Raw genomic sequence first — 21,686 nt, 5'->3', positions numbered from 1 at the left:
ACTCGTATTTGCAATACTCGACGGGTCGCGGAGGCACGGCGGGGAGGACGGCGATGAGCGGGGACGGCACGTCCGGAACGGAGCGGACGCAGCGGACGGAGCACACCGAGCAGGCGGAGCGCGCGGAACGGGCGCAGCAGAAAGGGCGCACGGAACGGACGGTGCGGCGGCAGGCGCGCGGCGAGCGCCGGATCGCGCAGATCCTGGACGCGGCGGCCGGGGTGCTCGCCGAGTCGGGGTACGAGGCCGCGACCACGAACAAGATCGCGGCGGCGGCGGGCATCTCGCCCGGCTCGCTCTACCAGTTCTTCCCGAACAAGGAGGCGATCGCCGAGGCGCTCGCCGACCGGTTCACCGCGCAGATGGGCGGCGCCCACCGGACGGCCTTCGAGTCCGCCGACCTGGGCGCGGTGCCGCTCGCCGAGCTGATCGACCGGATCGTCGATCCGCTGCTCGCGTTCAACATCGCCAACCCGGGCTTCAAGGCGCTGTTCGCGCGGCCCGACATGCCGCCCGAACTGTCCGCCGCCACGCGTCCCATCCAGGACGCGCTGCTCGGACGCGTCGAGGGCATCCTCGCCGCGCGCGCGCCGGGCCTCGCAGGTGACGACCGGACGCGTGGCGCGCGCGTCCTGATCCAGGTGTTCAAGGCGCTGGTCCCGATGGTGGCGACGGCCGGGACGCAGGACGAACGGGACGCGCTCGTGGCGGAGCTCAAGCGCGTCCTGGCCGGGTACATGACCGCCCTGGAGGCCCAGGGCCGGACCTGAGCGACCGCCGCAGCCGCAGGGATTTACGGACTCGCATGCGGCACCCGCACTCACCGTCCCGGCCCTCGCCCGGTGCGCACGGACCCTGCATGGACGGCCGTCCGCCCAGTCACCCCCAAGCCCGTCACCCACACCCGCCCGCCCGGCCCGGCGCACACGCCCGCCCGTCCGGCACGCGCGGTCCGGCGGCGGTCGGGCCCGGCGGCGGGCGAGCCTGCCGCAGGAGGTCGTTACGCCGGGAAACCCCCGGCGCGTCCGAGCAGGGCAGGGACGGGTTCGCCGAGGAGGTCGCCCAGCCAGGTGCCGGTCCGGGCGACCTGTTCCATGTCGATGCCCGTCTCGGCGCCCGCGCGGTGGAGGGCGTAGAGGAGGTCCTCGGTGGCGATGTTGCCGGTGGCGGCGGGGGCGAACGGGCATCCGCCGAAGCCGCCCGCGGCCGCGTCGAGAACCGTCACGCCCTCGTCGATCGCGGTGAGCGCGTTCGCGTAGCCGGTGTTGCGCGTGTTGTGGAAGTGGAACCGCAGGGGGATTCCGGGGGCGGCCTCGCGCGCGCGCCGCGTGAGGTCCCGCACCTGGGTGGGGATGCCCACGCCGATGGTGTCGGCCAAGGCGATCTCGGACGCCGACGCCGCGTGCGCCCGGCGCGCGATGTTCGCGATCCGCTCCGGGGGGACCTCGCCCTCGAACGGGCAGCCGAACGCGACGGCGATCGTCATGGTCGCGGGCACCCCGGCCTCCGCCGCCGCGGCGGCGATGCCGTCCCACGCGTCCAGCATCTCGGCGACGGTCGCGCCCTGGTTGCGGGCGCTGAAGGTGTCGGACGCCGGAACGACCACGTTGACCTCGTCCACGCGGGCGTCCAGGGCCCGGTCGAGGCCCCGCCGGTTCAGCACGAGCCCGCTGTAGGACACGCCCTCGCCCCTCGGCACCCCGGCCATGACCTCCTCGGCCCCGGCCATCTGCGGGACGCGCTCGGGGTTGACGAACGAGACCGCCTCGATACGGCGCGTCCCGGCGCCCACGCAGCGCGCGATGAACGCGATCTTGTCGTCCGGGGTGAGCACGCGAGCCTCGTTCTGGAGGCCGTCACGGGGACCGACCTCCACCACCGTTGTATGCAATCTGCCTCCATACTTGCGACTTTCGCGTCGAATGTGGACTATATTGCATGCAATCAAGGAGGTGCCATGGCGCGTGCGGCGGACGTCGCCTACGACGCGGTACGGCGGATGATCCTGTCCGGGGACGCCGCCGCGGGGTCGCGGCTCGGTGAGTCCGAGCTCGCCGAGACGCTCGGGCTGTCCCGCACCCCGGTGCGGGAGGCGCTGCAGCGGCTCGGCTCGGACGGTCTCGTGGAGGTGCTGCCGCATCGCGGGGCCCGGGTCGTCGAGTGGACCCGCGACGACCTCGCGGAGATCTTCGAGCTCCGCTCGCTCCTCGAGCCCTACGCCGCCGCCCGCGCCGCGCGCATCGGCCGGGACGCGACCGTCCTCGCCGAGCTGACCGCGCTCTGCGACGCCATGGAGGGGGCGGCGGACGCCCGCGACCTCGGCGAACTCGCCCGGCTGAACTCGCGGTTCCACGCCGCGCTGATCGACGCGTCCCGGAACACGCGGCTGCCCGGCATGCTCACGTCCGTCATGCACGCCCCGCTGATCGTCGGCACGTTCCGCCGCTACGACCGCGCCGAACTGGACCGTTCCATGAACCACCATCGGGAGATCGTCGCCGCCGTCGCGGCCGGCGACCCCGACTGGGCCGAATCCGCGATGCGCGCCCACATCCGCGCCGCCGCGGCCAACCTGAGCCGGAAGGACGACGACGATGAACGCACTCGGTGACCTGCGGGTCGTGGAGATGGGGCAGCTTCTCGCGGGCCCCTTCTGCGGGCAGCTCCTCGGCGACTTCGGCGCCGAGGTCATCAAGATCGAACCGCCGGGCGCCGGCGATCCGATGCGCGAGTGGGGCCGCGAGAAGCCGCACGGCAAGTCGCTGTGGTGGCCGATCCTCGCGCGCAACAAGAAGTCGGTCACCCTGAACCTGCGCACGTCCGAGGGCCAGGCCCTCGCCCGCCGCGTCATCGCGCGGGCCGACGTCCTGGTCGAGAACTTCCGCCCCGGCACCCTCGAGCGCTGGGGCCTGTCCCCGGACGAGCTGCGCGCCGAGAACCCGCGCCTCATCGTCACCCGCGTCACCGGCTACGGGCAGGACGGCCCGTACGCGCCGCGCGCCGGGTTCGGCTCGATCGGCGAGGCGATGGGCGGCATCCGGTACGTCACCGGCGACCCGGAGAACCCCCCGTCCCGCGCGGGCATCTCGCTCGGCGACGAGCTGGCCGGGACGTTCGCCGCGCTCGGCACGCTCGTCGCCCTGCACGCCCGGCACCGCACCGGGCGCGGCCAGGTCGTCGACTCGGCCCTCTACGAGGCCGTCCTCGCGATGATGGAATCGCTCGTCCCCGAATGGGACATCGCCGGCTACCAGCGCGAACGCACCGGCTCGGTGCTCCCGAACGTCGCCCCCAGCAACGTGTACCCCACCAAGGACGGACCCGTCCTCATCGCCGCGAACCGGGACACGATCTGGCGCCGGCTGTCCGCACTCATGGGACGTCCCGAACTCGCCGACGACGAACGGTTCGCCACCCACGGGGCGCGCGGCGCGAACGCCGACGAACTCGACGAGCTCATCGGCGCGTGGACGTCCGTCCAGGACTCGGCCGACCTCCTCGAGCTCCTGCACGAGAACGGCATCCCCGCGGGCCTCACCTACCGGGCGAAGGACATGCTCGCGGACCCGCACTACAAGGCGCGCGAGGCGATCATCCGGATGGCGCACCCCGAGTTCGGCGAGTTCCCCATGCAGAACGTCTTCCCGAAGCTCTCCGACACCCCGGGCGAGGTCCGCGCCGTCGGCCCGTCCCTCGGCGAGCACAACACCGAGGTCTACGGCGGCCTGCTGGGCCTCACCGCCGGGGACCTCGACGGCCTCACGACCGCCGGAACGATCTGACCCCTACCCGTCGGCCTTCCGGTACACGCGGGGGGACGGCCCGGCGCCCCGGTAGAGGGCGGTCCCGTCCTCCCGGAGGCTGAACACGTGCCGGGTGGGGCTGCCGCACCCGGACACGCCGCCGACGTCGCGGACCCCGCGAACCGTCACCTCGATGACGTGCGGGGCGGCGTCCCTCAGCTCGCCCACGGCCTCGCAGTACCCGTCGGTATCGGTGGTGGTGACGGTCATGACCTGGCCTTCCTGGGATCCCTGCGAGATGACCATGCGCTGGGAGACGGGGCCGTCGCTGTCCCGCCCCTCCCAGGTCCACGTGCCGAGGAACCCCTCGGGGACGTCCCCGACCTCACCCGCGGGCGTCGGGGAAGAGGTCTCGTCGGGTTGCAGTGGCGATTGCGACGACGCCGTCGCGGATGGTTCGGCCGTTCGGGTCGGCTCACCCGTCCAGGTGGGCTCCGTGGGCGAGGCGGCCTCCGTGGGCGTGGCGGGTTCCGTCGGCGACGCGGCGGTCTCCTGCGCGCGCTCCCCGCCGCCCGTCCCCAGGCCCCGCACCGCCAGGACGAAGAACAGGGCGAAGCTCAGCGCCGCCACCCCGACCATCACCAGCACCATCGCAGCGCCGCGCCCGATCCCGGACGTCCGGGGCGGCCCGGACGGGACGGACGGGAGGGAAGCGGCGGGCCCGTACCCGTGCGGCGCCGTGAAGGGCGGCGAACCGGCGAGCGGGGCGGTGGAAGGCGCGTTCGCGGAGCCGGACGGACGCGCCCCGTCCGGAACCGGCGGTTCGTCCCCGCGCTCCAGCTCGAGGAGCTCGACGGCGCGCCGCCCCACGACCTCGACGACCTCGGCGGGCAGCCACGACCCGGCGGCGTCCGGCGCCTCGACCGCCGCCGCGATCTCCGCGGGCGACGGCCGTCCCGCCGGGTCCTTCGCCAGGCAGCGCTCCACGAGCCCGCGCAGGTCGCCGGGCACGCCGTCCAGCGCGGGCGGCTCGTTGACGACGCGGTACAGCAGCGCGGCCGCGCCGCCCTCGCCGGTGTCGAACGGCTGCCGCCCCGTCGCGGCGAACGCGAGCACCGCCCCCAGCGAGAACACGTCCGCGGCGGGGGTGACGGGCTCGCCGCGCGCCTGCTCCGGCGACATGAAGCCGGGGGTGCCGACGGCCATGCCGGTCCGCGTGATCACGCTGCCGTCGGTGGCGCGCGCGATGCCGAAGTCGATGACGCGCGGGCCGTCCAGCGTCAGCATCACGTTCGACGGCTTGAGGTCGCGGTGGATCACGTCGCGCCCGTGCACCTCGCGCAACGCGCCCGCGAGCCCGGCGGCCAGCGCGAGCACCGACCGTTCGGGCAACGGCCCGTACAACCCGGTGACGGTCTCCTGCAGCGTCGGCCCGGCCACGTACCCGGTCGCGACCCACGGGGTGCCGGAGTCGGTGTCGGCGTCCAGGACGGGCGCCGTCCACGGCCCGCTCACCCGGCGCGCGGCCTCGACCTCCTGCCGGAACCGGCGCCGGAAGCCCGCGTCGCGGGCCAGTTCGGCGTGGACGAACTTCACCGCGACCGTCCGTCCGGACGGCGAGCGCCCGAGGAAGACGCTGCCCATCCCGCCGCTGCCCAGCCGCCCCAGCAGCCGGTAGCCGCCCACCGATCGCGGGTCCCCCGTCTGCAAGTCGTCCATCGCCGACAACCGTTCCAGGACGACCGATCAAGGTCAACCGACGACCAAGCCCCCCATCGCCGCGTCATGGTGTGATGGGGCGGACTGCGGGAGGGGCATGCCGGCACGGTCACGGTCACGGTCGAGCGCGGACCCCGCGGAGCGCCCGCGCGAGGAGCCGGGGGCGCGCCCACGCGTCACCGAGGTGGACGTCCTCCGCGGCTTCGCCCTGTTCGGCGTCGTGGTCGTGAACACCGTGGGGATCACCGGGATGCCCGTGCCCGCACCCGACGCCGATCCCGGACCCGTCTACTGGGCGTACGAGACGCTGCTCCACCAGAGGTTCTTCCCGATCTTCTCGCTCCTCTTCGGGCTGAGCTTCGGCCTGTTCCTCGACTCGGTCCGGGACCGGACGCCGAACCCCCGGCTGCTCATGCTGGCCCGCCTGGGGTTCCTGATCCCCATCGGCGCGCTGCACCGGGTGTTCCAGCCCCGCGAAGTGCTGCTGACGTACGCCGTGGTCGGGATCGCCGTCCTGCTTCCCGCGTCGTTCGTGCCCGGCCGCCGCGTCCTCCTGGCGCTCGGGCTCGCCGCCACCGGGACGGCTGCGGCCACCGTGGGCGGGAGCACGCTCATCCCCGGCTTCTTCCTGCTGGGATTCGCGCTGCACCGGTACGGCGTCGAGAACTTGCAGGCCACCCCCGCACGCCGCCTGGCGGCCGCGTTCCTGGCGAGCCTCGCACTCGCCACGGCCTTGAACGCCTGGCAGGTTCTGGCGGCGGCCGCACCCGGCTCCGTCCTGGCGGACTCGGCGGGCATCATGACGGCGTCCGCCTACGGCACAGCGGTGCTGCTGGCCCTGCGCTCGCGGGCCGGGCGTCTCCTGCGGGGACTCGCGCCCCTCGGACGGACGGCGCTGACGGGCTACGTCGGCGCCACGTTCGCGATCATCGCGGCCGACCGGTTCGTCCGCCTCGGTGCCTCGCCCGACCTCCTGACCGCCGTCGCCCTGGGCACGAGCGTCTTCCTGCTCGCGCTGGCGTTCGCCCATCTGTGGCTCCGCTTCGCCCGGTACGGGCCGCTCGAGTGGCTCTGGCGCTGCCTCACCTGGTGGAGCCCGCGACCGCCACGCACGCGATGTCAGCGGTTTGTCAGCGGTTTGTGAGGAGGGCCGGGCAGCCTCGTCGGTATGGAACACGCGATCCAGGCCGAGAACCTGGTCAAGCGATTCGGGAAGACGGTCGCGCTGGACGGGGTGTCGCTGTCGGTGCCCCCGGGGAGCGTGCTCGGCCTGCTCGGGCCGAACGGGGCCGGGAAGACGACGGCCGTGCGCGTCCTCGCGACGCTGATGCGCGCGGACTCCGGGACGGCGCGGGTGTGCGGGCTGGACGTCGAGCGCGACGGCGCGCGGGTCCGGCGCCGGATCGGGATCACCGGGCAGTACGCGTCGATCGACGAGGAGCTCACCGCGACCGAGAACCTCGTGCTGATCGGGCGGCTGCTCGACATGCGCAAGGCCGACGCCAACGCCCGCGCCGCCGAGTTGCTGGACCGGTTCGAGCTGTCCGACGACGCGGGCCGCCGGATATCGACGTACTCGGGCGGGATGCGGCGCCGCCTCGACCTCGCGGCCTGCATGGTCGGGCGCCCGGAGGTGACGTTCCTGGACGAACCGACGACCGGCCTGGACCCCGGCCGCCGGGAGGACGTGTGGGGGATGATCCGGGCGATGACGGCGGACGGCGGAACGGTCCTGCTGACCACCCAGTACCTGGAGGAGGCGGACGCGCTCGCCGACCAGATCACGGTCATCGACCGGGGCCGGGTGATCGCGGACGGGACGCCCGCCGAACTCAAGCGGATCGCGGGCGGGCAGGCGATCACGGTGCGTCCCCGGGACCCGGCGCGGCTCATCGAGGTCGCGGGGATCCTGAACGCGGTGTCGGGCCGCGAGGCCGAGTCGCCGCGCCGGGACGTCCTGACGGTGCCGGTGGACGACGAGGACGCGCTCGCCGAGACCATCCGGCGGCTCGACGCGGCGGGCATCGGCGTCAGCGAGCTGTCGCTGCGGCTGCCCGGCCTCGACGAGGTGTTCTTCACGCTCACCGGCCACGGCGCACACAAGAAGGACGAGGCCGCGTGACGTCGCGCGCCGCGGCGGAGAGCCGAGTAGAGAGGGTGCACCAGTGACCGACACCGCGATCGACACCAGCCGGGAGACGCGGGCGGCCGAGCAGCGGCCGCGTCCGTTCCCGCTGGTGCGGCACAGCCTGGTCCTCGCCGGGCGCAGCCTGATCAAGACACGCCGCAACCCGGGCCTGCTGAGCGACGCGCTGATCCTGCCGATCATCTTCCTGCTGCTCTTCGTCTACCTGTTCGGCGGCGCGGTCGCCGGCTCCACCCAGGAGTACCTCCAGTTCATCTTCCCCGGCGTGCTCGTCATGACGATGGTGCTGGCGGGGATGGTGTCGGTCGGCATCGCCATCAACGTCGACATCAAGAAGGGCGTGTTCGACCGGTTCCGGAGCCTGCCGATCGGACGGTCCGCGCCGCTGCTCGGCCTCGTCATCAGCGACATCCCCCGGTACGTCATCGCGGGGGCGGTGCTGTTCGCGACCGGCTACCTGATGGGTTTCCGGGTCGAGACGAACCTGCTGGCGGCGCTCGCCGCGCTCGGGCTCGCGACCCTGCTGGGCTTCGCGCTGAGCTGGATCACCATCCTGATCGGGGTGGCGATCAAGGAGGAGACCGTCGTCACGACGGTGGGGTTCGTCGCGATCTTCCCCCTGTCGTTCGGGACGAGCATGGCGGTGCCGGAGGACACGATGCCCGGCTGGCTCCAGGCGTGGGTCGGCGTCAACCCGGTGAGCCACGCGGTGGACGCCTGCCGGGGCCTGCTCGTCGGCGGCCCGGTGGCCGGCGACGTGATCGCGACGCTGCTGTGGTCGGCGGGGTTCCTCGCGGTGTTCGCGCCGCTCGCCGTCCGCGTCTACCGGCGCCGCAGCTGACCCTCCACAGACCGGCGACGCGCCGGGTGCGGCCCGCGGGTGGCGGTGGGCCGGACCCGGCGCGCTCGTCCGTCCGGCCGCGGACGGACGCGGACGGACACGCACGGACACGCACGGACGCGGACGGCCCGGTCAGGCGGTCTCCTCGGGGTCGCGGCCGGTGACGGCGCGGCCGCCGTCCACGGGGACGACCGCGCCGTTGACGAACCCCGCGCGGTCGGACAGCAGGAACGCGACGGCCTCGGCGACCTCGCCGGGGCGGCCCACGCGGCCGAGCGGGTGCAGGAGCCGTATCTCGTCCTCGATGCGGGCGGAGTCGGGTGACAGGGCGAGGAACTCCTCGTAGCGGTCGGTCGTGATCGAGCCGAGCGCGACCGCGTTCGTCCGTACCCCGCGGGGGCCGTAGTCGACGGCGAGCGCGCGGGTGAGGCCCTCGACGGCGGCCTTGGCCGTCGCGTAGGCGAGCGCGCCCCGGACGGGGCGCTGCGCCTGGTGCGACGAGACGTTGACGATCGCGCCGCCCGTCCCGGCGTCGACGAAGCGGCGAACGGCCGTCATGCAGCCGGCGACGGCCGGGTCGAGGTTGCGGGCGACGAGGTCGCGCACCTCGCGGGCCGAGGGCACCGGCGGGGGGTCGTGGAAGACGGCCGCGTTGTTCACCCAGCCGGACAGGGTCCCGGCGCGCTGCGCGAGGTCGGCGGCCCGTTCGGCGGTCTCCTCGGCGGCGGCGTCGCCCGTCACCGCGGTCAGGCCCGGACGGTCGGCCCAGGCGAGGACGGACGGGTCGCGCTCCACGATCGTGACGGCGTCGCCGTCGGCGAGGAGTCGCTCGACGATGGCGCGGCCGATGCCGCGCCCGCCTCCGGTGACCACGTGGGAGCGCATGGGGCGAACGTAACGCATGGGTACGCCCCGTCTCACCCCTCCTGGAGACGGGACGTACGAGTCAGGGTGCGGCTTCTCCGGCGTTCTCGTGGAGCTGGACGATCTGCTCGCAGGCCTCGGTGATGTCGGCGACGGGCAGCCGGACGAGTTCGCCCGCGAGGTCGCACCAGTGGAACGTGGAGCGCTCGCACCAGATCGTGATGCCGCCGAGGGCGAGGCCGGTCGGGGCGACGGGCGTCGCGGCGTCGAGGCCGCGATCGCTGAGCAGGGCCTGCAGTTCCTCCAGGGCGTGGTCGGGGTCGGCGGAGAGGGGACGGCCGCGCGGGGCGCGGACGGGGACGGCGAACCAGGTGACCTTGCCCGGCACCTGCCTGGCGCGCAGCCGGGAGCGGGACGCGTGGTGGCCCCACCGTCCGGCGGAGAGCATGTCGATGATGTCGAGGCCGCGGCCGTGCTCGGGCATCGGAACGGTACTGCGGCGGCGGCGCCAGCAGCGGAGCTCGTCGAAGATCTTGACGACGAGCTCCTGGCGGCCGCGGCCGTCGCCGCGGCGGTAGATCCAGAGTTCGGCCCCGTCGGACGGCTTGCGGCTGCCGTCGGCGGAGCGGGGCGAGCCGTGCAGAAGCGCGTTGGTGGCCAGCTCGCTGACCATCAGGGTGACGTCGTCGGCGTCCTGGACGCCGGCCTTGGGGAGCAGGTTCGCGACGTGTGCGCGCGCGACACAGGCGATCGTCTCGTCGGGGGGCAGAGGCAGGGCCGTGCAGCCGCCGTTCTCGAGCGTCCAGGGGACCCCGCACACCGTCGCCGCCTTCGTCATGGTCGCCACCTCGGTGAATTCGATCGAGTTCTTCCGTGGCTACCGCCCACCGGCGCGTGAGAGCGGTAGGCGGTCCGGAGACGGCCCGGGCGAAATGACTCCGACAATCGCGACATAAGCCCTGCAGTTCCCGACTCGCTACCTGTGAATCACAGATTCAGTGTCGCACATGGAGCCGGACAAGGCGCCGAACATGAGCAAGGAGATGTGTTGCCGATCGAGATGATCGCCATTACCGGTCCGCACCGGCGGAACGGTGCGCGACCGACTCCGGACGAACGCGTAACGGCAGGCATCTGGGACGAGCGGGGCACGCGCTGTAGCGTGGAAACGCCTGAGAGGGACCACACGGGAGATCCCCCAGGGGTGCAGCCCTGGGGAATCCCGTGTGCGGTTCGGGCGGTCTCCGCCCGGGACCGGCCGAACCGCGGGTCCGTCGCCGGGTTCCGGTCAGCGCCCGCGGTTAGCGGTCGTACCGTCCCGCCTTGACGTCCGCGAGGAACGCGGCGAACACCGGACGGGCGACGACGTGCGCGCCGGCCTCGGGCGTCACGCTGTCGCGCACGCCGGTCGAGGTGTCGAGGTCGGCGACCTCGACGCACGCGCCGTTGCTGCTCGCGCTCGCGCTGGCCTTGAACCACTGTGCCTGAGAGAGGTCCACTTCCGTCTCCTTGAGGTCACTCAAGTGTTGCCATGAGTTTGCTGATGTACTCGGCGCTCTCGGCCGGGCCGAGCGCCGCCTCCTTGATCTGCTCGTAGGTCAGCTCATACGCCTCCACCTTGTCGGCGGGATCGATGTCCCGGATGGCCGCGTCGGTCTCCTGGTAGACCATGGGCGGCTCCCCGCCGGGGAACCGGAAGATGTGGAAGACCGTGGCCATGCCGGGGTGCAAACCGTCCTCGAAGCGCAGCAGCCGCAGCTCCACGTTGGGCCGCTCGGCCATCTTGAGCAGGTGCGCGTACTGGCCGCGCACGTCGCCGTCGCCGCCCCACCGGTACAGCAGCGCCGCCTCGGTGACGAGCGCGGTGAGCCGGGGCGCGCTGTCCTCGTCGCGTTCCAGGATCTGCTGGCGGCGCAGCCGGGCGCGGAGCGCGAGCTCCCGCCACTCGGGCGTCGTGGACCCGTACGACAGCAGCGTCTGCAGGTACGGGACGGTCTGCAGCAGGCCGGGGATCAGCAGCGGCGTGTAGACGAGGATCTCGGACGCGTCGTTCTCGAAGCCGGGGAACTCGACGTTGCCGAACACCTCGCCGTACTCGCGCCACCAGGCGCGGCGCCGGGCGCTGCGCGCGAGCGCCTCGAGCTCGTCGGCGACCTGCTCGCCGGCCTCGTAGAGGCGGGCCAGGTCGCGGATGTCGCTGAGCTCCGGGCGGACCCAGTTGTTCGCCTCGAACCGCCCGACCTTGCCGCGGCCCCAGTTCAGGCGGTCGCAGACCTGGTTGGCGGTGTACCCGGAGGCGAGGCGGAGGTCCTTCAGCCGCCGCGACAGCGTCCATTTGGCGATGGTCGCCCCGTACGCGTCGCTCACCGGCGTCTCCCTCCACTTGCCCGCACCCGGCCGTCCGGGACGTCCGGGACGATCCGTGGGCAGATCGTCCGGGTCAGTTCACGACCCGGTCGAACTCCCCCTTCTTCGCACCGTCAAGGAAGCACGCCCACTCGCGCTCGTCGAACACCGACACGAGCGCGCCGGGCTCGCCGGCGGCGCGCAGCAGGGTCCACTCGCCTGCGAAGGCGACCTCGAGGCCGCCCTCCGCGGCCTCGGAACGGATCCAGTCGAGGGCGTCGAGGTCGACGCCGAGGTCGGCGGCGGACGGCTTCCTCACGATCCCTCCCCGGGCACGCGGGCAGGGCTGGGGACGGACGCGTCCACGCCGTGCGGGACCTGTCCGGTGTCGCTCATCGCATCGTCTCCCGGGCCGCGGGGTCTGGCCGCCTGCTTCAACTTGTGATGCACAAATTATGAAGCATGAATCGGCCCGCTGTGCAGTGCCCGCGGGCATCTCTTTTACCGCCTTCCGGGCCCGCCGACTTACCGCGCAGGAACGATTGCCTGCCCGAACAGCAAGATCATGATGGACTATCGAATTCCTGTGCGAATATAGCGCCGGAGAGGTCGGCCGATTACCCCGGAGGCCGCTTCGCGCGCCCGGCCTCTAGATCATCGAGAACGCATTCGGGGCCGTCCGCGAGCTTTTCGTCACGAACGGGCGCCGGGGCCCGGCGATCGTCCCGCTCGTCCAGCCGCTCAGCCGTGGATAAGGCCGGACGCCGCCGGTTCCCGCCACGCTCCCCGCCCGGAGACGCGAGCGGTCAGCCGGACCCGAGTTCGCGTCGGGCGAGGTGGAAGAGGACGCCGAGGTGACGGGCCCGCAGGGGCTCGTCGCCGTCCAGGCGCTCCGCGACCTGCTCGTCCCACCCGGCGGCGTCGAGGGTGAGGCCGCTCGCGGCGCCCTCGTCGCGGGACGCGAGCGCCAGCGCGAGATCGAGCGCGGGGCTCGGGCCGTCCACCCCGTCCCGGCGGAACGCGCGGAACTCCGGCAGCCGGTCGGCGGCGGCGTCCGGGGAGAGGGCGGCCAGGACGGTCAGCAGGGCCCGCTCGCACGGCGGCGCGTCCGGCCACCGGGCCAGGATCTCCGGGAGGTGCCCGAGGACCGCCCGGGAGGCGAGCGTCGCCGGACCCGCGTGCCCGCCGTCCTCGCCGCACGCCGGGCCGGGGTCGAGCATGGCCAGGTAGAGCAGGTCGAACAGCACGCTCCTCCGGTACTCGGAGACGAGCTGCGGCGCGCGTGCCAGCCGGACGAGGAACGGGACGGTCGGGGCGGTGCAGGTGTAGCAGGTGCCCTGGTGCACGACCTCGCTGAAGTACTCGAAGGACGCCTCGTCCCAGCCCTCGTCGTTGGCCGCCAGGGCCCGGAGGATCTCCGGGACGCCGTCGGCGGGCCCGTACGCCCCGGTCAGCGAGGCCCAGTCGACGCCGTCCAGCCCGTCCAGGACGACCGGTTCACCGAGTTCGCCCGTCCGCTCCGGCTCCCCGAGCCGGTGGACGATCTCCGGGACGGGCGCGCGTGCGGGCGCCCCGGCGAGCGCCCCGAGGCGTGCGGGCCGCGCCTCCTCGACCGTCCGGTCCGCGACGGCCTCGCCGTCCAGGTGGAGCATTCGGGCGGTCTCGGGGCGCGCGAGCGACTCCCCGACCCGGCCGCCGACCTCCCCGGCGGCGGTGCGGACGATCCTCCGCTCGACGGCCCGCCACCAGCCCTCGTCCCCGTCGGGGAACGGGCCCTCGTCGAGCCCGACGGCCGTCCACGCATCCCCCTGCGGGCGGACGCGCACGGCGGTGTGTCCGCGCGCGACCAGGAACGCCGCGACGGCCCGTGCCGACTCCTCGTCCGGCACGGTGACGGCGTACGTCGCGACCACCTCCGGCCGAGCGGGGTGGAGCGGGCGCCCGTGCGGCTCCGGTGAGGTGCCGATGGTCAGCCGTTCCAGGCGACCAGGAACTCCGCGTGCGAGATGCGCCCGTCCGCGTCGCCGTCGCGGGCGTCCGCGGCCTTGAAGATCGAGTCGAGTTCGGCGGGCGTGACCTCCTCGCCCTTCGCCCGCATGGCGAGCACGAACTCGTCACGGGTGATGTATCCGTCCCCGTCGCGGTCGAACTCCCGGAACGTCGCGTCCGGGTCGTCGGAAACCGGCATGGAAGACCTCACGATCTGCGGTCATGCGGGGTACGGGCAGAGTGTCGAGACACGATCTTGCACCCGGCACGTACCGGACGTCCAGCCGGGGCGACCGCGAAAAGGCGAGGGGAGGATGTCGAGAACGCGCGCCCGGCTCCGATCACCCCGGGAAACCGCGCTCGCGAGCGCACCGGACGAACAGGAGGACGCGCGATGGACCTGCCGCGCATCGGGGTCACGCTTCAGCACTTCGGGCCGCACGCGGGACCGGACGGCATCGTCACCGTGGCCCGGGCGGCCGAGCGCCTCGGCTTCGACGCCGTCTCGGTCTCCGACCGGCTGCTCGTCCCCGTCGGGCCGCACTGGACGAACGACGCCGGGCTGCCCGACGACACCCCGTGGGACGCGCTGGAGGTGCTGACGTGGGCCGCCGCGCACACCCGGCGGATCCGGGTGGGGACCGGCGTCCTGAACTCGATCTTCGAGTCGCCGGTCGCCCTGGCCCGCAGGCTCGCCACGCTGGACCGGCTGTCGCGCGGACGGCTGTACGTCGGGATCGGGCAGGGCGGCGGCACCCGGCTGCCCCCGCACTACATCCCCGAGGAGTTCGTCGCGGCCGGCGTCTCTCCGGGGCGCCGCGGCGCCGGGTTCGCCGAGCACGTGGCCGCGATGCGCGCCTGCTGGGGCCCCGACCCCGTCGAGTTCCACGGCGAGCACTACCGCGTCCCGGCGGCCAAGGTCGGTCCGAAGCCGTGGCGCGGCCGGATCCCGCTGCTGTTCGGCGCGACGGCCCGCCCGGCGATCGAGCGGGCGGCCCGGATCGGCGACGGTTTCGTCACCGTCGCCGTGGACTGGGACGACACCCGCACGCAGGTCGGCTGGTACCGGGCGGCGGGCGGCACCGGCAGCGTCGTCGTCAACGTGATCCCGGCGCCGCCCGGCACGGACGTCCCGGCCGCCGACTTCACCGCCGCCGCGCTGGCGAACCTCGACCGGGCCGCCGCGCTCGGCGCCGACGAGGTGCACGTCGTGACGGCGCTGCTCGGCGTCTCGCCGGAGCGGCAGGTCGAACTGCTGGAGGCCCTGGCGGCCGAGCTCGGCCTGCCCGCCGGGCGCCCGTGAGGCCGGGTCAGCGGCCGGCGGCCGCCTCGGCCGGAGGGTGCGCGCGGCCCGCGTCGTAGGCGGCGGGGAACGCGTCGCCGAGGGCGGTACGGGCCGCGGCGAGGAGGCGCGCGGTCTCCCGGGACGGGACGGTCACGTGCAGCACGCCGGGCGGCGCGGGCGGCCCGGCGGCCTCGCGGGCGGTCGCGGCGGCGCCGAGCAGCCGGGCGGCCTGGTCGGCGCGGCCCGCGAGGAGCCGCGCCCCGGCGAGGCCGTCCAGGGCGGACGCGATGGCGGGGGCGTCGCCGAGGATGCGGGCGGACGCGAGCCCGTCGAGGTGGTGGACGGCGGCGGCGTCGGCGAGCGCCGCGCCGAGCGAGCGGCCCGCGTGCGCGGCGCGGCCGCGCTCGATCCAGTACCAGGCGAGGGAGGCGGTGAGCCGGAGGGCGAGGTGGGCGTCCCGGCGCCCGACGGCGCTCTCCAGGGCGCGGCGCAGGTTGGCGGCCTCGGCGTCGAGGCGGGCGAGCCAGCGGACGCGGGCGTGCCCCGCCCGGTACGCGTCGGCGCACTCGGCGACGCGGGCGTAGTAGTCGTCGTGGCGGGCCTGCACGTCGTCGCGTTCGCCCGCGTCGGCGAGGCGGTCGAGGGCGAACGCCGCGACGGACTCCAGCAGGCGGTAGCGGACGCCGCCGGGGCCGTCGGCGGCCATGACCAGGGACCGGTCGACGAGCCGCACGATGACGTCCATGACCTCGGCCTGCTCGACCTCGCCGCCCGCGCAGACCTCCTCCGCGCCCTCCAGGGTGCAGCCGCCCGCGTGGACGGCGAGGCGGCGCAGGACGGCGCGTTCGGCGGGGCCGAGCGGTTCCCAGCTCCACTCGATCGCGGCCAGCAGGGTCCGCTGGCGGGGCGGGACGTCGCGGCGGTCGGAGCGCAGCACCCGGAAGCGGTCGTCGAGGCGTGCGGCGAGCGTCTCCGGGCCGAGCGCGCGGACGCGGGCGGCGGCGAGTTCGAGGGCGAGCGGCAGCCCGTCGAGGCGGCGGCACACGGCGGCGACGGCCGCCGCGTTCGCCCCGTCGAGCGCGAACCCGGGATCCGCCGCCGCCGCACGCGCCACGAACAACCGCACCGACGGCACCCGCGCCAGCGCGGCGAGGTCGTGCTCCGGTGGGGCCTCCGGGATCTCGAGGGGGGTGACGGGGTGCAGGCGTTCGCCGGAGATGCCGAGGGGTTCGCGTGCGGTGGCGAGGATCCGCAGTTCGGCGCCCGCGGTGAGGAGGGCGTCCGCGAACGCGGCGACCGGGTCGATGGCGTGCTCGCAGTTGTCGAGGACGAGCAGCGCGCGGCGTCCGGCGAGCCGCCCGGCGGCGGCGACCGGCCCGTCGGGCGCGCCGGTGCCGTCCGGGGCGTCCGGGGCGTCCGGACCGTCCGGCTCGCGCAAGCCCGCGGCGGCGGTCACGGCTTCGGCGACACGGTCCGGGGCGACGCCCGCCAGTTCGGCGAAGACGATCCCGTCGGGGAAGTCGGGAGCGCCGGGAACGCCGGGAACGCCGGGGGAACCGGGGGCCGCCGCGCGGGCGGCGACTTCGAGGGCGAGGCGCGTCTTGCCCACGCCGCCCGGGCCCGTCAGCGTCACCAGCCGGGCCTCGCGCAGCGCGGCGGCGACGGCGTCCGGTTCGGTGTCGCGGCCGATCAGTTCGGTGCGGGGCGCGGGCGGACGGGCGGGCGCGAGGGGTGCGAGCGGCGCGCGCGCCGGTGCGTCCAGGGACGGGTCCTGGCGCAGGATCGCCTGGTGCAGGGCGGCGAGGTCGGGTCCGGGGTCGAGGCCGAGTTCGTCGCGGAGCCGGTTCCGGACGCGGTCGAAGCACTGCAGGGCCTCGTGCTGGCGCCCGGAACCGTACAGGGCGCGCATCAGCGCGGCCTGCAGGCGTTCGCGCAGCGGGTGCAGGGCGGCGAGGTCGGTCAGGTCGGCGGCGATCGCGCGGTGCTCGCCGAGCGCGAGGCGGGCCTCGGCCAGTTCCTCACGCGCGGTGAGGCGGCGTTCCTCGAGGCGCGCGGCGGCGGCGACGGCGAACGGGGCGTCGGCGAAGTCGGCGAAGGCGGGGCCGCGCCAGAGGGCGAGCGCCTCGGTCAGGACGGACGCGCGCGCGGCGGAGGCGGGCTCGGTGCGGGACGCGAGGGCCTCGAAGCGGAGCGCGTCGACGGCCTCGGACGCGAGCGCGTAGCCGGGTGCCCGCGCGGCCACCAGCGCGCGCCCGCCGGGTTCGGCGTCCTCCAGGGCCCGGCGGAGCTGGGAGACCTTCGCGCGGAGCGCGGCGGCGGGCCGGGCCGGGCGGTCCTCGTCCCACAGGTCGCGGATCAGCCGGTCGGACGGCACGGGCCGTCCCCCGGCGGCCAGCAGCGCCGACAGCAGCAGCCGGACCTTCACCTCCGGGACGCGGACGGGCCGGTCGCCGTCCGTCCGGATCTCCAGCGGGCCCAGTACCCCGAAGCGCATGGGTTCACCGTAACCGGCCCCGAACCCGGCCGGAATCCCGTCCGAACCGGGCCATAACACCGACGACGCAGGGTGTGCGCGACACCTTCGAACGGAACGGGGATCATCATGACCGCAATGGACGCGCCCGAGCGTCCCGCTCGGGCGGGGGCGCGCGCGTGGATCGGCCTGGCCGTCCTCGCGCTGCCCACCCTGCTGCTGTCCATCGACACCACCGTGCTGTTCCTGGCCATGCCGCACCTCAGCGCGGACCTGGACCCCGGCCCCGTCCAACTCCTGTGGATCATGGACGTCTACGGCTTCATGATCGCGGGCTTCCTGGTGACGATGGGGGCGCTCGGCGACCGCATCGGCCGCCGCCGCCTGCTGCTGTACGGGGCGGCCGCGTTCGGCGCGGCCTCGGCCCTCGCCGCCTACGCGAGCAGCCCCGAGATGCTGCTCGCCGCCCGGATGCTGCTCGGGCTCAGCGGCGCGACGCTGATGCCGTCCGCGCTCGCGCTGATCAGCACGATGTTCCGGGACGAGCGGCAGCGCACGCTCGCGATCGGCGTGTTCACCGCCTGCTTCATGGGCGGCGCGGCGCTCGGCCCGGTGGTCGGCGGGACGCTGCTGGAGAACTTCTGGTGGGGCTCGGTGTTCCTGATCGGCGTGCCGGTCATGGTGCTGCTGCTGGCCGCCGCGCCGCTGCTGCCCGAGTCGCGCGCGCCCGGCGGCGGACGCATCGACCTCGCGAGCGTCGCGCTGTCGCTGGCCGCCGCGTTCCCGGCCGTCTACGGGCTGAAGGAGATCGCCGAGGACCCGCTGCGGCCCGCCGCGTACGGGGTGCTCGCCGCCGGGATCGCGTTCGGGTACCTGTTCGTCCGGCGGCAGCGCGCACTGGCCGACCCGCTGCTGGACCTGCGGCTGCTGCGATCCCGGACGTTCTCGGCGGCGCTCGGCATCCTGCTGGTGACGATGGTCGTGCAGGGCGGCCTGTACCTGTTCGTCAGCCGCTACCTGCAGACGATCGAGGGGCTGTCGCCGCTGGAGTCCGGGCTGTGGCTCGCCCTCCCGGCGATCGCGCTGGTCGCGGGCTCGCTGCTGGCGCCGGTCGCCGCGCGGCGCGTCCGTCCGGGCCTGCTGATCGCGGGCGGGATGGCCCCGGCGGCGGCCGGGTTCCTGGTCGCCGGGTTCGCGGACGGCATCGGGACGCTGATGTTCGGGGTGACGCTCGGGTTCCTCGGCCTGGCCCCGGTCGGCGCCCTCGGCATCGCGCTGATCGTGGGCGCGGCCCCGGACGAGCGCGCCGGTGCGGCCTCGGCGCTGGCCGAGACGTCCGGCGAGTTCGGCATCGCGTTCGGCGTCGCGTCGCTCGGCAGCGTGGGCGCCGCCGCCTACACCGCGCTGGTCGTCCTGCCGCCGGGCACGCCGGGGGCCGCGGGCGACTCGATCGAGGACGCCGTCGCCGCCGCCGAGGGCCTGCCGCCGGAACCGGCCGCCGCGCTGCTCGCGGCCGCCCGGGACGCGTTCCTCGGCGGGTTCGGCATCGTCACCGCCGTCGGCGCCGCGCTGCTCGCGGGCCTGGCCGTCCTCACCGTCACCGCCCTGCGGCACCTGCCCCCGATCGGCGCCGAGGCCACCGCCCCGGACGCCGGAGCAGCGGACGCCGGAACCCCGGACGACGGGGCCGCCGCCGACGACGACCGGGCCGCACACCGGTGACGGGGGGCGCGGCCCTCAGGACGAGCCGGGGCCGGGGCGGGGTTCGACGTCGGTCGGGCCGAGGGCCGCGCCGCACGCGTCGCAGGTGAAGCGGGTCGTGAGGGAACCGGCGCAGCCGCGATGCCCGACGATCACCGGGGCGCCGTCCGGGGCGTAGTGGCGGTCGCCCCAGAGCAGCAGGGTCATCATCGCGGGCCACAGCTCGACGCCCTTGCGGGTGAGCCGGTACTCGTACCGTTCCGGGCGCACCTGGTACGGGACGCGCCGCATGATCCCCTCGTCGCACAGCCGGGAGAGCCGGTCGGTGAGGATGTTGCGGGCCACGCCGAGCTCGACCTGGAAGTCGTCGAAGCGGCGGACGCCCTCGAACGCGCTGCGGATGACCAGCAACGTCCAGCGGTCGCCGACGACCTCCAGAGAGCGGGCGATCGAGCAGTTCTGCGAGTCGTAGGTGCGAGGCAGGGCCACGCCATCGAGCGTAGCGGAGTTTCGTGATGAAACGCCCGAGCCTGGGACGGTTCGTGTCCGTCCCAGGCTCGGTGTACCGCTAAGTGCCGGATGTACCGGAAAGTGCCGGAAAGTGCCGGGTTACTTGAGCTTCTTGCCGGCCGACTGCAGGCTCTCGCAGGCCTCCACGATCCGGGCGGACATGTTCGCCTCGGCGGCCTTGCCCCACGAGCGCGGGTCGTACTGCTTCTTGTTGCCGACCTCGCCGTCCACCTTCAGGACGCCGTCGTAGTTGCGGAACATGTGCTCCGCGACCGGCCGCGTGAACGCGTACTGGGTGTCGGTGTCGATGTTCATCTTGATGACGCCGTAGGAGACGGCCTCGCGGATCTCCTCGAGCGTCGAGCCGGAGCCGCCGTGGAACACCAGGTCGAACGGCTTGTCCTTGCCGTGCTTCGCGGCGACCGCGTCCTGGATCTCCTTCAGGACCTCCGGGCGCAGCTTGACCGAGCCCGGCTTGTACACGCCGTGCACGTTCCCGAACGTCGCCGCCAGGATGTAGCGGCCCTTCTCGCCGACGCCGACGGCCTCGGCGGTCGCGAGCGCGTCGCCCGGGGTCGTGTACAGCTTCTCGTTGATCTCGTTGGCGACGCCGTCCTCCTCGCCGCCCACGACGCCGATCTCCATCTCCATGATGATGCGCGCCTTCGCGCACTCCTCGAGGAGCTCCTCGGCGATCCGCAGGTTCTCGTGCAGCTCGACCGCGGACCCGTCCCACATGTGCGACTGGAACAGCGGCTCCTCGCCGCGCGCCACCCGCTCCTGCGAGATCTTGATGAGCGGACGCATGAAGCCGTCCAGCTTGTCCTTCGGGCAGTGGTCGGTGTGCAGCGCGATGTTGACGGGGTACTTGGCGGCGACGACCCGCGCGTACTCGGCCAGCGCGGTCGACCCCGTCACCATGTCCTTCACGGCCTGGCCGGACAGGTACTCCGCGCCGCCGGTCGAGACCTGGATGATCCCGTCGCTCTCGGCATCGGCGAAGCCGCGCAGCGCCGCGTTCAGCGTCTGGCTCGACGTGACGTTGATGGCGGGGAAGGCGAAGCCGTCCCGCTTCGCACGGTCGAGCATCTCCGCGTAGATCTCGGGCGTTGCGATGGGCATTTCAGCGTCCTTTCGTACGCAGCGGTGCCGCCGGGCATCCGGCCGGGCGGTAGCACCCGGGCGCCCGCCGGACGGGCGGGGACGCCGGGTCGGGCATGCCGTCCACGGTCAGTATCCAGGTCGCGACGCCCTCCCAGCTCACCAGGGGGCGCCACGCATGCCAGTATCCCGGATTTCGCGCCCGGAGCCAGTGCGGACGCGCGCCGCGCGGCACCCGATCGCGCCGGGCTCGCGGCCGTCCGGGACCCCGCACGCGGACGGGCGGGGCCGGCTTCCGCGCCGCGCCCGGACGAGCGGTGCGACCTTCCGCGCCGCGCCCGTTCGCGCACCGAGCGTCGTCACGGACGGTGAGATCCGGAGCCGGGGGAACAAATCGGGCAACGTCGCGAAGAAGAATGTCCCTGAAGAGTCACGTCCGTCGCTCAGCGGTGACAGTTATCGCTAACCTCCCCATGTGGGACGTCATCGGTCGGACCCCAGGGGTCTCGCACGCATAGCGCTCGCGGCCTTGGCCGTGGCCGCCGTACTCGCTCTGCTCGTCGTCGGCGGCATGGCCCTCGTGAACGCCGTCTCCGGCGAGCCCGATCAACCGGGGCCCTCCGCCTCCGCTTCCGCCCCGGCGGGCGGCGCGGAGGGCTCCCCGAGCCCGTCGGCGGGCTCCGCGTCGCAGGCGCCCGCGCTGCTGATCCGCGTGACCGGGCCCCCCACGGACGTCTACGTGCGGATCCCCGCCGGGGAGGTGCTCTTCACGGGGACGATGGCCACCGGCGAGACCTACCGCTACGACGAGGCGCCGCTCGACGTCGTCGCCGCCAACGGCTCCGCGCTCGAGGTCGCCATCTACGGCGAGCCGCAGGACCCGAAGCCCGCGGGCCGCGCCGAATGGTCCGTCCCCCAGAACCCCTGACCCCCTGACCGGATCCCCGGTCACCCCCGCGATCGACCGC

The 21,686-nt window shown here is 74.2% G+C and carries 21 protein-coding genes; 9 read left to right on the top strand and 12 right to left on the bottom strand.

Annotation, left to right across the window (positions count from 1 at the left end; translation table 11 throughout):
• The first annotated feature begins 53 nt into the window (after positions 1 to 53).
• Positions 54 to 770, top strand: a complete 717-nt coding sequence (locus F7P10_RS22585; protein ID WP_151011970.1) for a TetR/AcrR family transcriptional regulator — start codon at positions 54 to 56, stop codon at positions 768 to 770.
• Between the two features lie 230 nt (positions 771 to 1,000).
• Here the strand turns inward: F7P10_RS22585 and F7P10_RS22580 are convergent, their stop codons facing one another.
• Positions 1,001 to 1,834 carry a hydroxymethylglutaryl-CoA lyase gene (locus F7P10_RS22580; protein ID WP_254715957.1) on the bottom strand — a complete coding sequence of 278 codons (834 nt, stop codon included), beginning with the start codon at positions 1,832 to 1,834 and terminating at the stop codon, positions 1,001 to 1,003.
• Positions 1,835 to 1,957: 123 nt separating this feature from the next.
• Here F7P10_RS22580 and F7P10_RS22575 point away from each other — a divergent pair, with 123 nt between their 5' ends.
• Together F7P10_RS22575 and F7P10_RS22570 are read left to right on the top strand one after the other, a co-directional pair.
• Complete coding sequence (locus tag F7P10_RS22575) at positions 1,958 to 2,611, top strand: GntR family transcriptional regulator (protein ID WP_151011968.1); 654 nt, start codon at positions 1,958 to 1,960, stop codon at positions 2,609 to 2,611.
• Positions 2,595 to 3,782: a CaiB/BaiF CoA-transferase family protein gene (locus F7P10_RS22570; RefSeq protein ID WP_151011966.1), complete on the top strand. Its 1,188-nt coding sequence runs from the start codon at positions 2,595 to 2,597 to the stop codon at positions 3,780 to 3,782. The genes F7P10_RS22575 and F7P10_RS22570 overlap by 17 nt, the downstream gene beginning before the upstream one ends.
• 3 nt (positions 3,783 to 3,785) lie before the next feature.
• On the opposite strand, the gene F7P10_RS22565 is transcribed toward F7P10_RS22570, so the two are convergent.
• Complete coding sequence (locus tag F7P10_RS22565; RefSeq protein WP_151011964.1) at positions 3,786 to 5,462, bottom strand: serine/threonine-protein kinase; 1,677 nt, start codon at positions 5,460 to 5,462, stop codon at positions 3,786 to 3,788.
• Positions 5,463 to 5,559: 97 nt separating this feature from the next.
• Here F7P10_RS22565 and F7P10_RS22560 point away from each other — a divergent pair, with 97 nt between their 5' ends.
• Genes F7P10_RS22560 through F7P10_RS22550 form a run of 3 tightly spaced genes read left to right on the top strand, consistent with a single transcriptional unit; the run spans position 5,560 to position 8,449 of the window.
• The gene (locus F7P10_RS22560; protein ID WP_151011962.1) at positions 5,560 to 6,606 is read left to right on the top strand and encodes a DUF418 domain-containing protein; all 1,047 of its coding nucleotides are present in this window, start codon (positions 5,560 to 5,562) and stop codon (positions 6,604 to 6,606) included.
• Positions 6,607 to 6,630: 24 nt separating this feature from the next.
• Positions 6,631 to 7,584, top strand: coding sequence for an ATP-binding cassette domain-containing protein (locus F7P10_RS22555; RefSeq protein ID WP_151011960.1), 954 nt, complete (start codon positions 6,631 to 6,633; stop codon positions 7,582 to 7,584).
• 43 nt (positions 7,585 to 7,627) lie between these two features.
• Positions 7,628 to 8,449 (top strand): ABC transporter permease, encoded by an 822-nt coding sequence (locus F7P10_RS22550; protein WP_254715956.1) that lies wholly within the window; start codon positions 7,628 to 7,630, stop codon positions 8,447 to 8,449.
• A 132-nt stretch (positions 8,450 to 8,581) separates the two neighbouring features.
• On the opposite strand, the gene F7P10_RS22545 is transcribed toward F7P10_RS22550, so the two are convergent.
• The 7 genes from F7P10_RS22545 to F7P10_RS22515 form a co-directional block, all read right to left on the bottom strand.
• A complete protein-coding gene (locus F7P10_RS22545) occupies positions 8,582 to 9,334 on the bottom strand; it encodes an SDR family NAD(P)-dependent oxidoreductase (protein ID WP_254715955.1) in 753 nt (250 codons plus the stop codon).
• Positions 9,335 to 9,395: 61 nt separating this feature from the next.
• Positions 9,396 to 10,151, bottom strand: coding sequence for a hypothetical protein (locus F7P10_RS42600; protein WP_176611617.1), 756 nt, complete (start codon positions 10,149 to 10,151; stop codon positions 9,396 to 9,398).
• A 463-nt stretch (positions 10,152 to 10,614) separates the two neighbouring features.
• Positions 10,615 to 10,812 carry a DUF397 domain-containing protein gene (locus tag F7P10_RS22535; protein ID WP_151011956.1) on the bottom strand — a complete coding sequence of 66 codons (198 nt, stop codon included), beginning with the start codon at positions 10,810 to 10,812 and terminating at the stop codon, positions 10,615 to 10,617.
• Between the two features lie 16 nt (positions 10,813 to 10,828).
• Positions 10,829 to 11,680 (bottom strand): helix-turn-helix transcriptional regulator, encoded by an 852-nt coding sequence (locus F7P10_RS22530; protein WP_176611616.1) that lies wholly within the window; start codon positions 11,678 to 11,680, stop codon positions 10,829 to 10,831.
• 73 nt (positions 11,681 to 11,753) lie between these two features.
• Positions 11,754 to 11,978 carry a DUF397 domain-containing protein gene (locus F7P10_RS22525; RefSeq protein WP_151011952.1) on the bottom strand — a complete coding sequence of 75 codons (225 nt, stop codon included), beginning with the start codon at positions 11,976 to 11,978 and terminating at the stop codon, positions 11,754 to 11,756.
• 487 nt (positions 11,979 to 12,465) lie between these two features.
• Positions 12,466 to 13,572: a hypothetical protein gene (locus F7P10_RS22520; protein WP_151011950.1), complete on the bottom strand. Its 1,107-nt coding sequence runs from the start codon at positions 13,570 to 13,572 to the stop codon at positions 12,466 to 12,468.
• Positions 13,573 to 13,628: 56 nt separating this feature from the next.
• Positions 13,629 to 13,847 carry an EF-hand domain-containing protein gene (locus tag F7P10_RS22515; RefSeq protein WP_151011948.1) on the bottom strand — a complete coding sequence of 73 codons (219 nt, stop codon included), beginning with the start codon at positions 13,845 to 13,847 and terminating at the stop codon, positions 13,629 to 13,631.
• A 195-nt stretch (positions 13,848 to 14,042) separates the two neighbouring features.
• On the opposite strand from F7P10_RS22515, the gene F7P10_RS22510 reads away from it, so the two are divergent.
• Positions 14,043 to 14,951: a TIGR03619 family F420-dependent LLM class oxidoreductase gene (locus F7P10_RS22510; RefSeq protein WP_151011946.1), complete on the top strand. Its 909-nt coding sequence runs from the start codon at positions 14,043 to 14,045 to the stop codon at positions 14,949 to 14,951.
• A gap of 7 nt (positions 14,952 to 14,958) precedes the next feature.
• Here F7P10_RS22510 and F7P10_RS22505 read toward each other — a convergent pair whose 3' ends face one another.
• The gene (locus F7P10_RS22505) at positions 14,959 to 17,427 is read right to left on the bottom strand and encodes a BTAD domain-containing putative transcriptional regulator (RefSeq protein WP_151011944.1); all 2,469 of its coding nucleotides are present in this window, start codon (positions 17,425 to 17,427) and stop codon (positions 14,959 to 14,961) included.
• 117 nt (positions 17,428 to 17,544) lie between these two features.
• Between F7P10_RS22505 and F7P10_RS22500 the strand changes: the two genes are divergently transcribed.
• A complete protein-coding gene (locus F7P10_RS22500) occupies positions 17,545 to 19,128 on the top strand; it encodes an MFS transporter (RefSeq protein ID WP_151011942.1) in 1,584 nt (527 codons plus the stop codon).
• A gap of 15 nt (positions 19,129 to 19,143) precedes the next feature.
• Here F7P10_RS22500 and F7P10_RS22495 read toward each other — a convergent pair whose 3' ends face one another.
• Positions 19,144 to 19,596 (bottom strand): helix-turn-helix domain-containing protein, encoded by a 453-nt coding sequence (locus tag F7P10_RS22495; protein ID WP_151011940.1) that lies wholly within the window; start codon positions 19,594 to 19,596, stop codon positions 19,144 to 19,146.
• Positions 19,597 to 19,716: 120 nt separating this feature from the next.
• Positions 19,717 to 20,739, bottom strand: a complete 1,023-nt coding sequence (gene fbaA, locus F7P10_RS22490) for a class II fructose-bisphosphate aldolase (protein WP_151011939.1) — start codon at positions 20,737 to 20,739, stop codon at positions 19,717 to 19,719.
• 514 nt (positions 20,740 to 21,253) lie between these two features.
• On the opposite strand from fbaA, the gene F7P10_RS22485 reads away from it, so the two are divergent.
• Complete coding sequence (locus F7P10_RS22485; protein WP_254716796.1) at positions 21,254 to 21,646, top strand: RodZ domain-containing protein; 393 nt, start codon at positions 21,254 to 21,256, stop codon at positions 21,644 to 21,646.
• Positions 21,647 to 21,686: the final 40 nt, after the last annotated feature.

The sequence above is a fragment of the Actinomadura sp. WMMB 499 genome (genome assembly GCF_008824145.1).
Lineage (GTDB): Bacteria > Actinomycetota > Actinomycetes > Streptosporangiales > Streptosporangiaceae > Spirillospora.
This window is presented reverse-complemented; position numbering and strand designations above follow the sequence as displayed.

Excerpts from the sequence above, each read along its gene's own strand:
- F7P10_RS22585 (WP_151011970.1), top strand. The coding sequence starts at position 54 with ATGAGCGGGGACGGCACGTCCGGAACGGAGCGGACGCAGCGGACGGAG.
- F7P10_RS22570 (WP_151011966.1), top strand. The coding sequence starts at position 2,595 with ATGAACGCACTCGGTGACCTGCGGGTCGTGGAGATGGGGCAGCTTCTC.
- F7P10_RS22565 (WP_151011964.1), bottom strand. The coding sequence starts at position 5,462 with ATGGACGACTTGCAGACGGGGGACCCGCGATCGGTGGGCGGCTACCGG.
- F7P10_RS22545 (WP_254715955.1), bottom strand. The coding sequence starts at position 9,334 with ATGCGCTCCCACGTGGTCACCGGAGGCGGGCGCGGCATCGGCCGCGCC.
- F7P10_RS22555 (WP_151011960.1), top strand. The coding sequence starts at position 6,631 with ATGGAACACGCGATCCAGGCCGAGAACCTGGTCAAGCGATTCGGGAAG.
- F7P10_RS22560 (WP_151011962.1), top strand. The coding sequence starts at position 5,560 with ATGCCGGCACGGTCACGGTCACGGTCGAGCGCGGACCCCGCGGAGCGC.
- fbaA (WP_151011939.1), bottom strand. The coding sequence starts at position 20,739 with ATGCCCATCGCAACGCCCGAGATCTACGCGGAGATGCTCGACCGTGCG.
- F7P10_RS22575 (WP_151011968.1), top strand. The coding sequence starts at position 1,958 with ATGGCGCGTGCGGCGGACGTCGCCTACGACGCGGTACGGCGGATGATC.
- F7P10_RS22500 (WP_151011942.1), top strand. The coding sequence starts at position 17,545 with ATGGACGCGCCCGAGCGTCCCGCTCGGGCGGGGGCGCGCGCGTGGATC.
- F7P10_RS22515 (WP_151011948.1), bottom strand. The coding sequence starts at position 13,847 with ATGCCGGTTTCCGACGACCCGGACGCGACGTTCCGGGAGTTCGACCGC.
- F7P10_RS22510 (WP_151011946.1), top strand. The coding sequence starts at position 14,043 with ATGGACCTGCCGCGCATCGGGGTCACGCTTCAGCACTTCGGGCCGCAC.
- F7P10_RS22505 (WP_151011944.1), bottom strand. The coding sequence starts at position 17,427 with ATGCGCTTCGGGGTACTGGGCCCGCTGGAGATCCGGACGGACGGCGAC.
- F7P10_RS42600 (WP_176611617.1), bottom strand. The coding sequence starts at position 10,151 with ATGACGAAGGCGGCGACGGTGTGCGGGGTCCCCTGGACGCTCGAGAAC.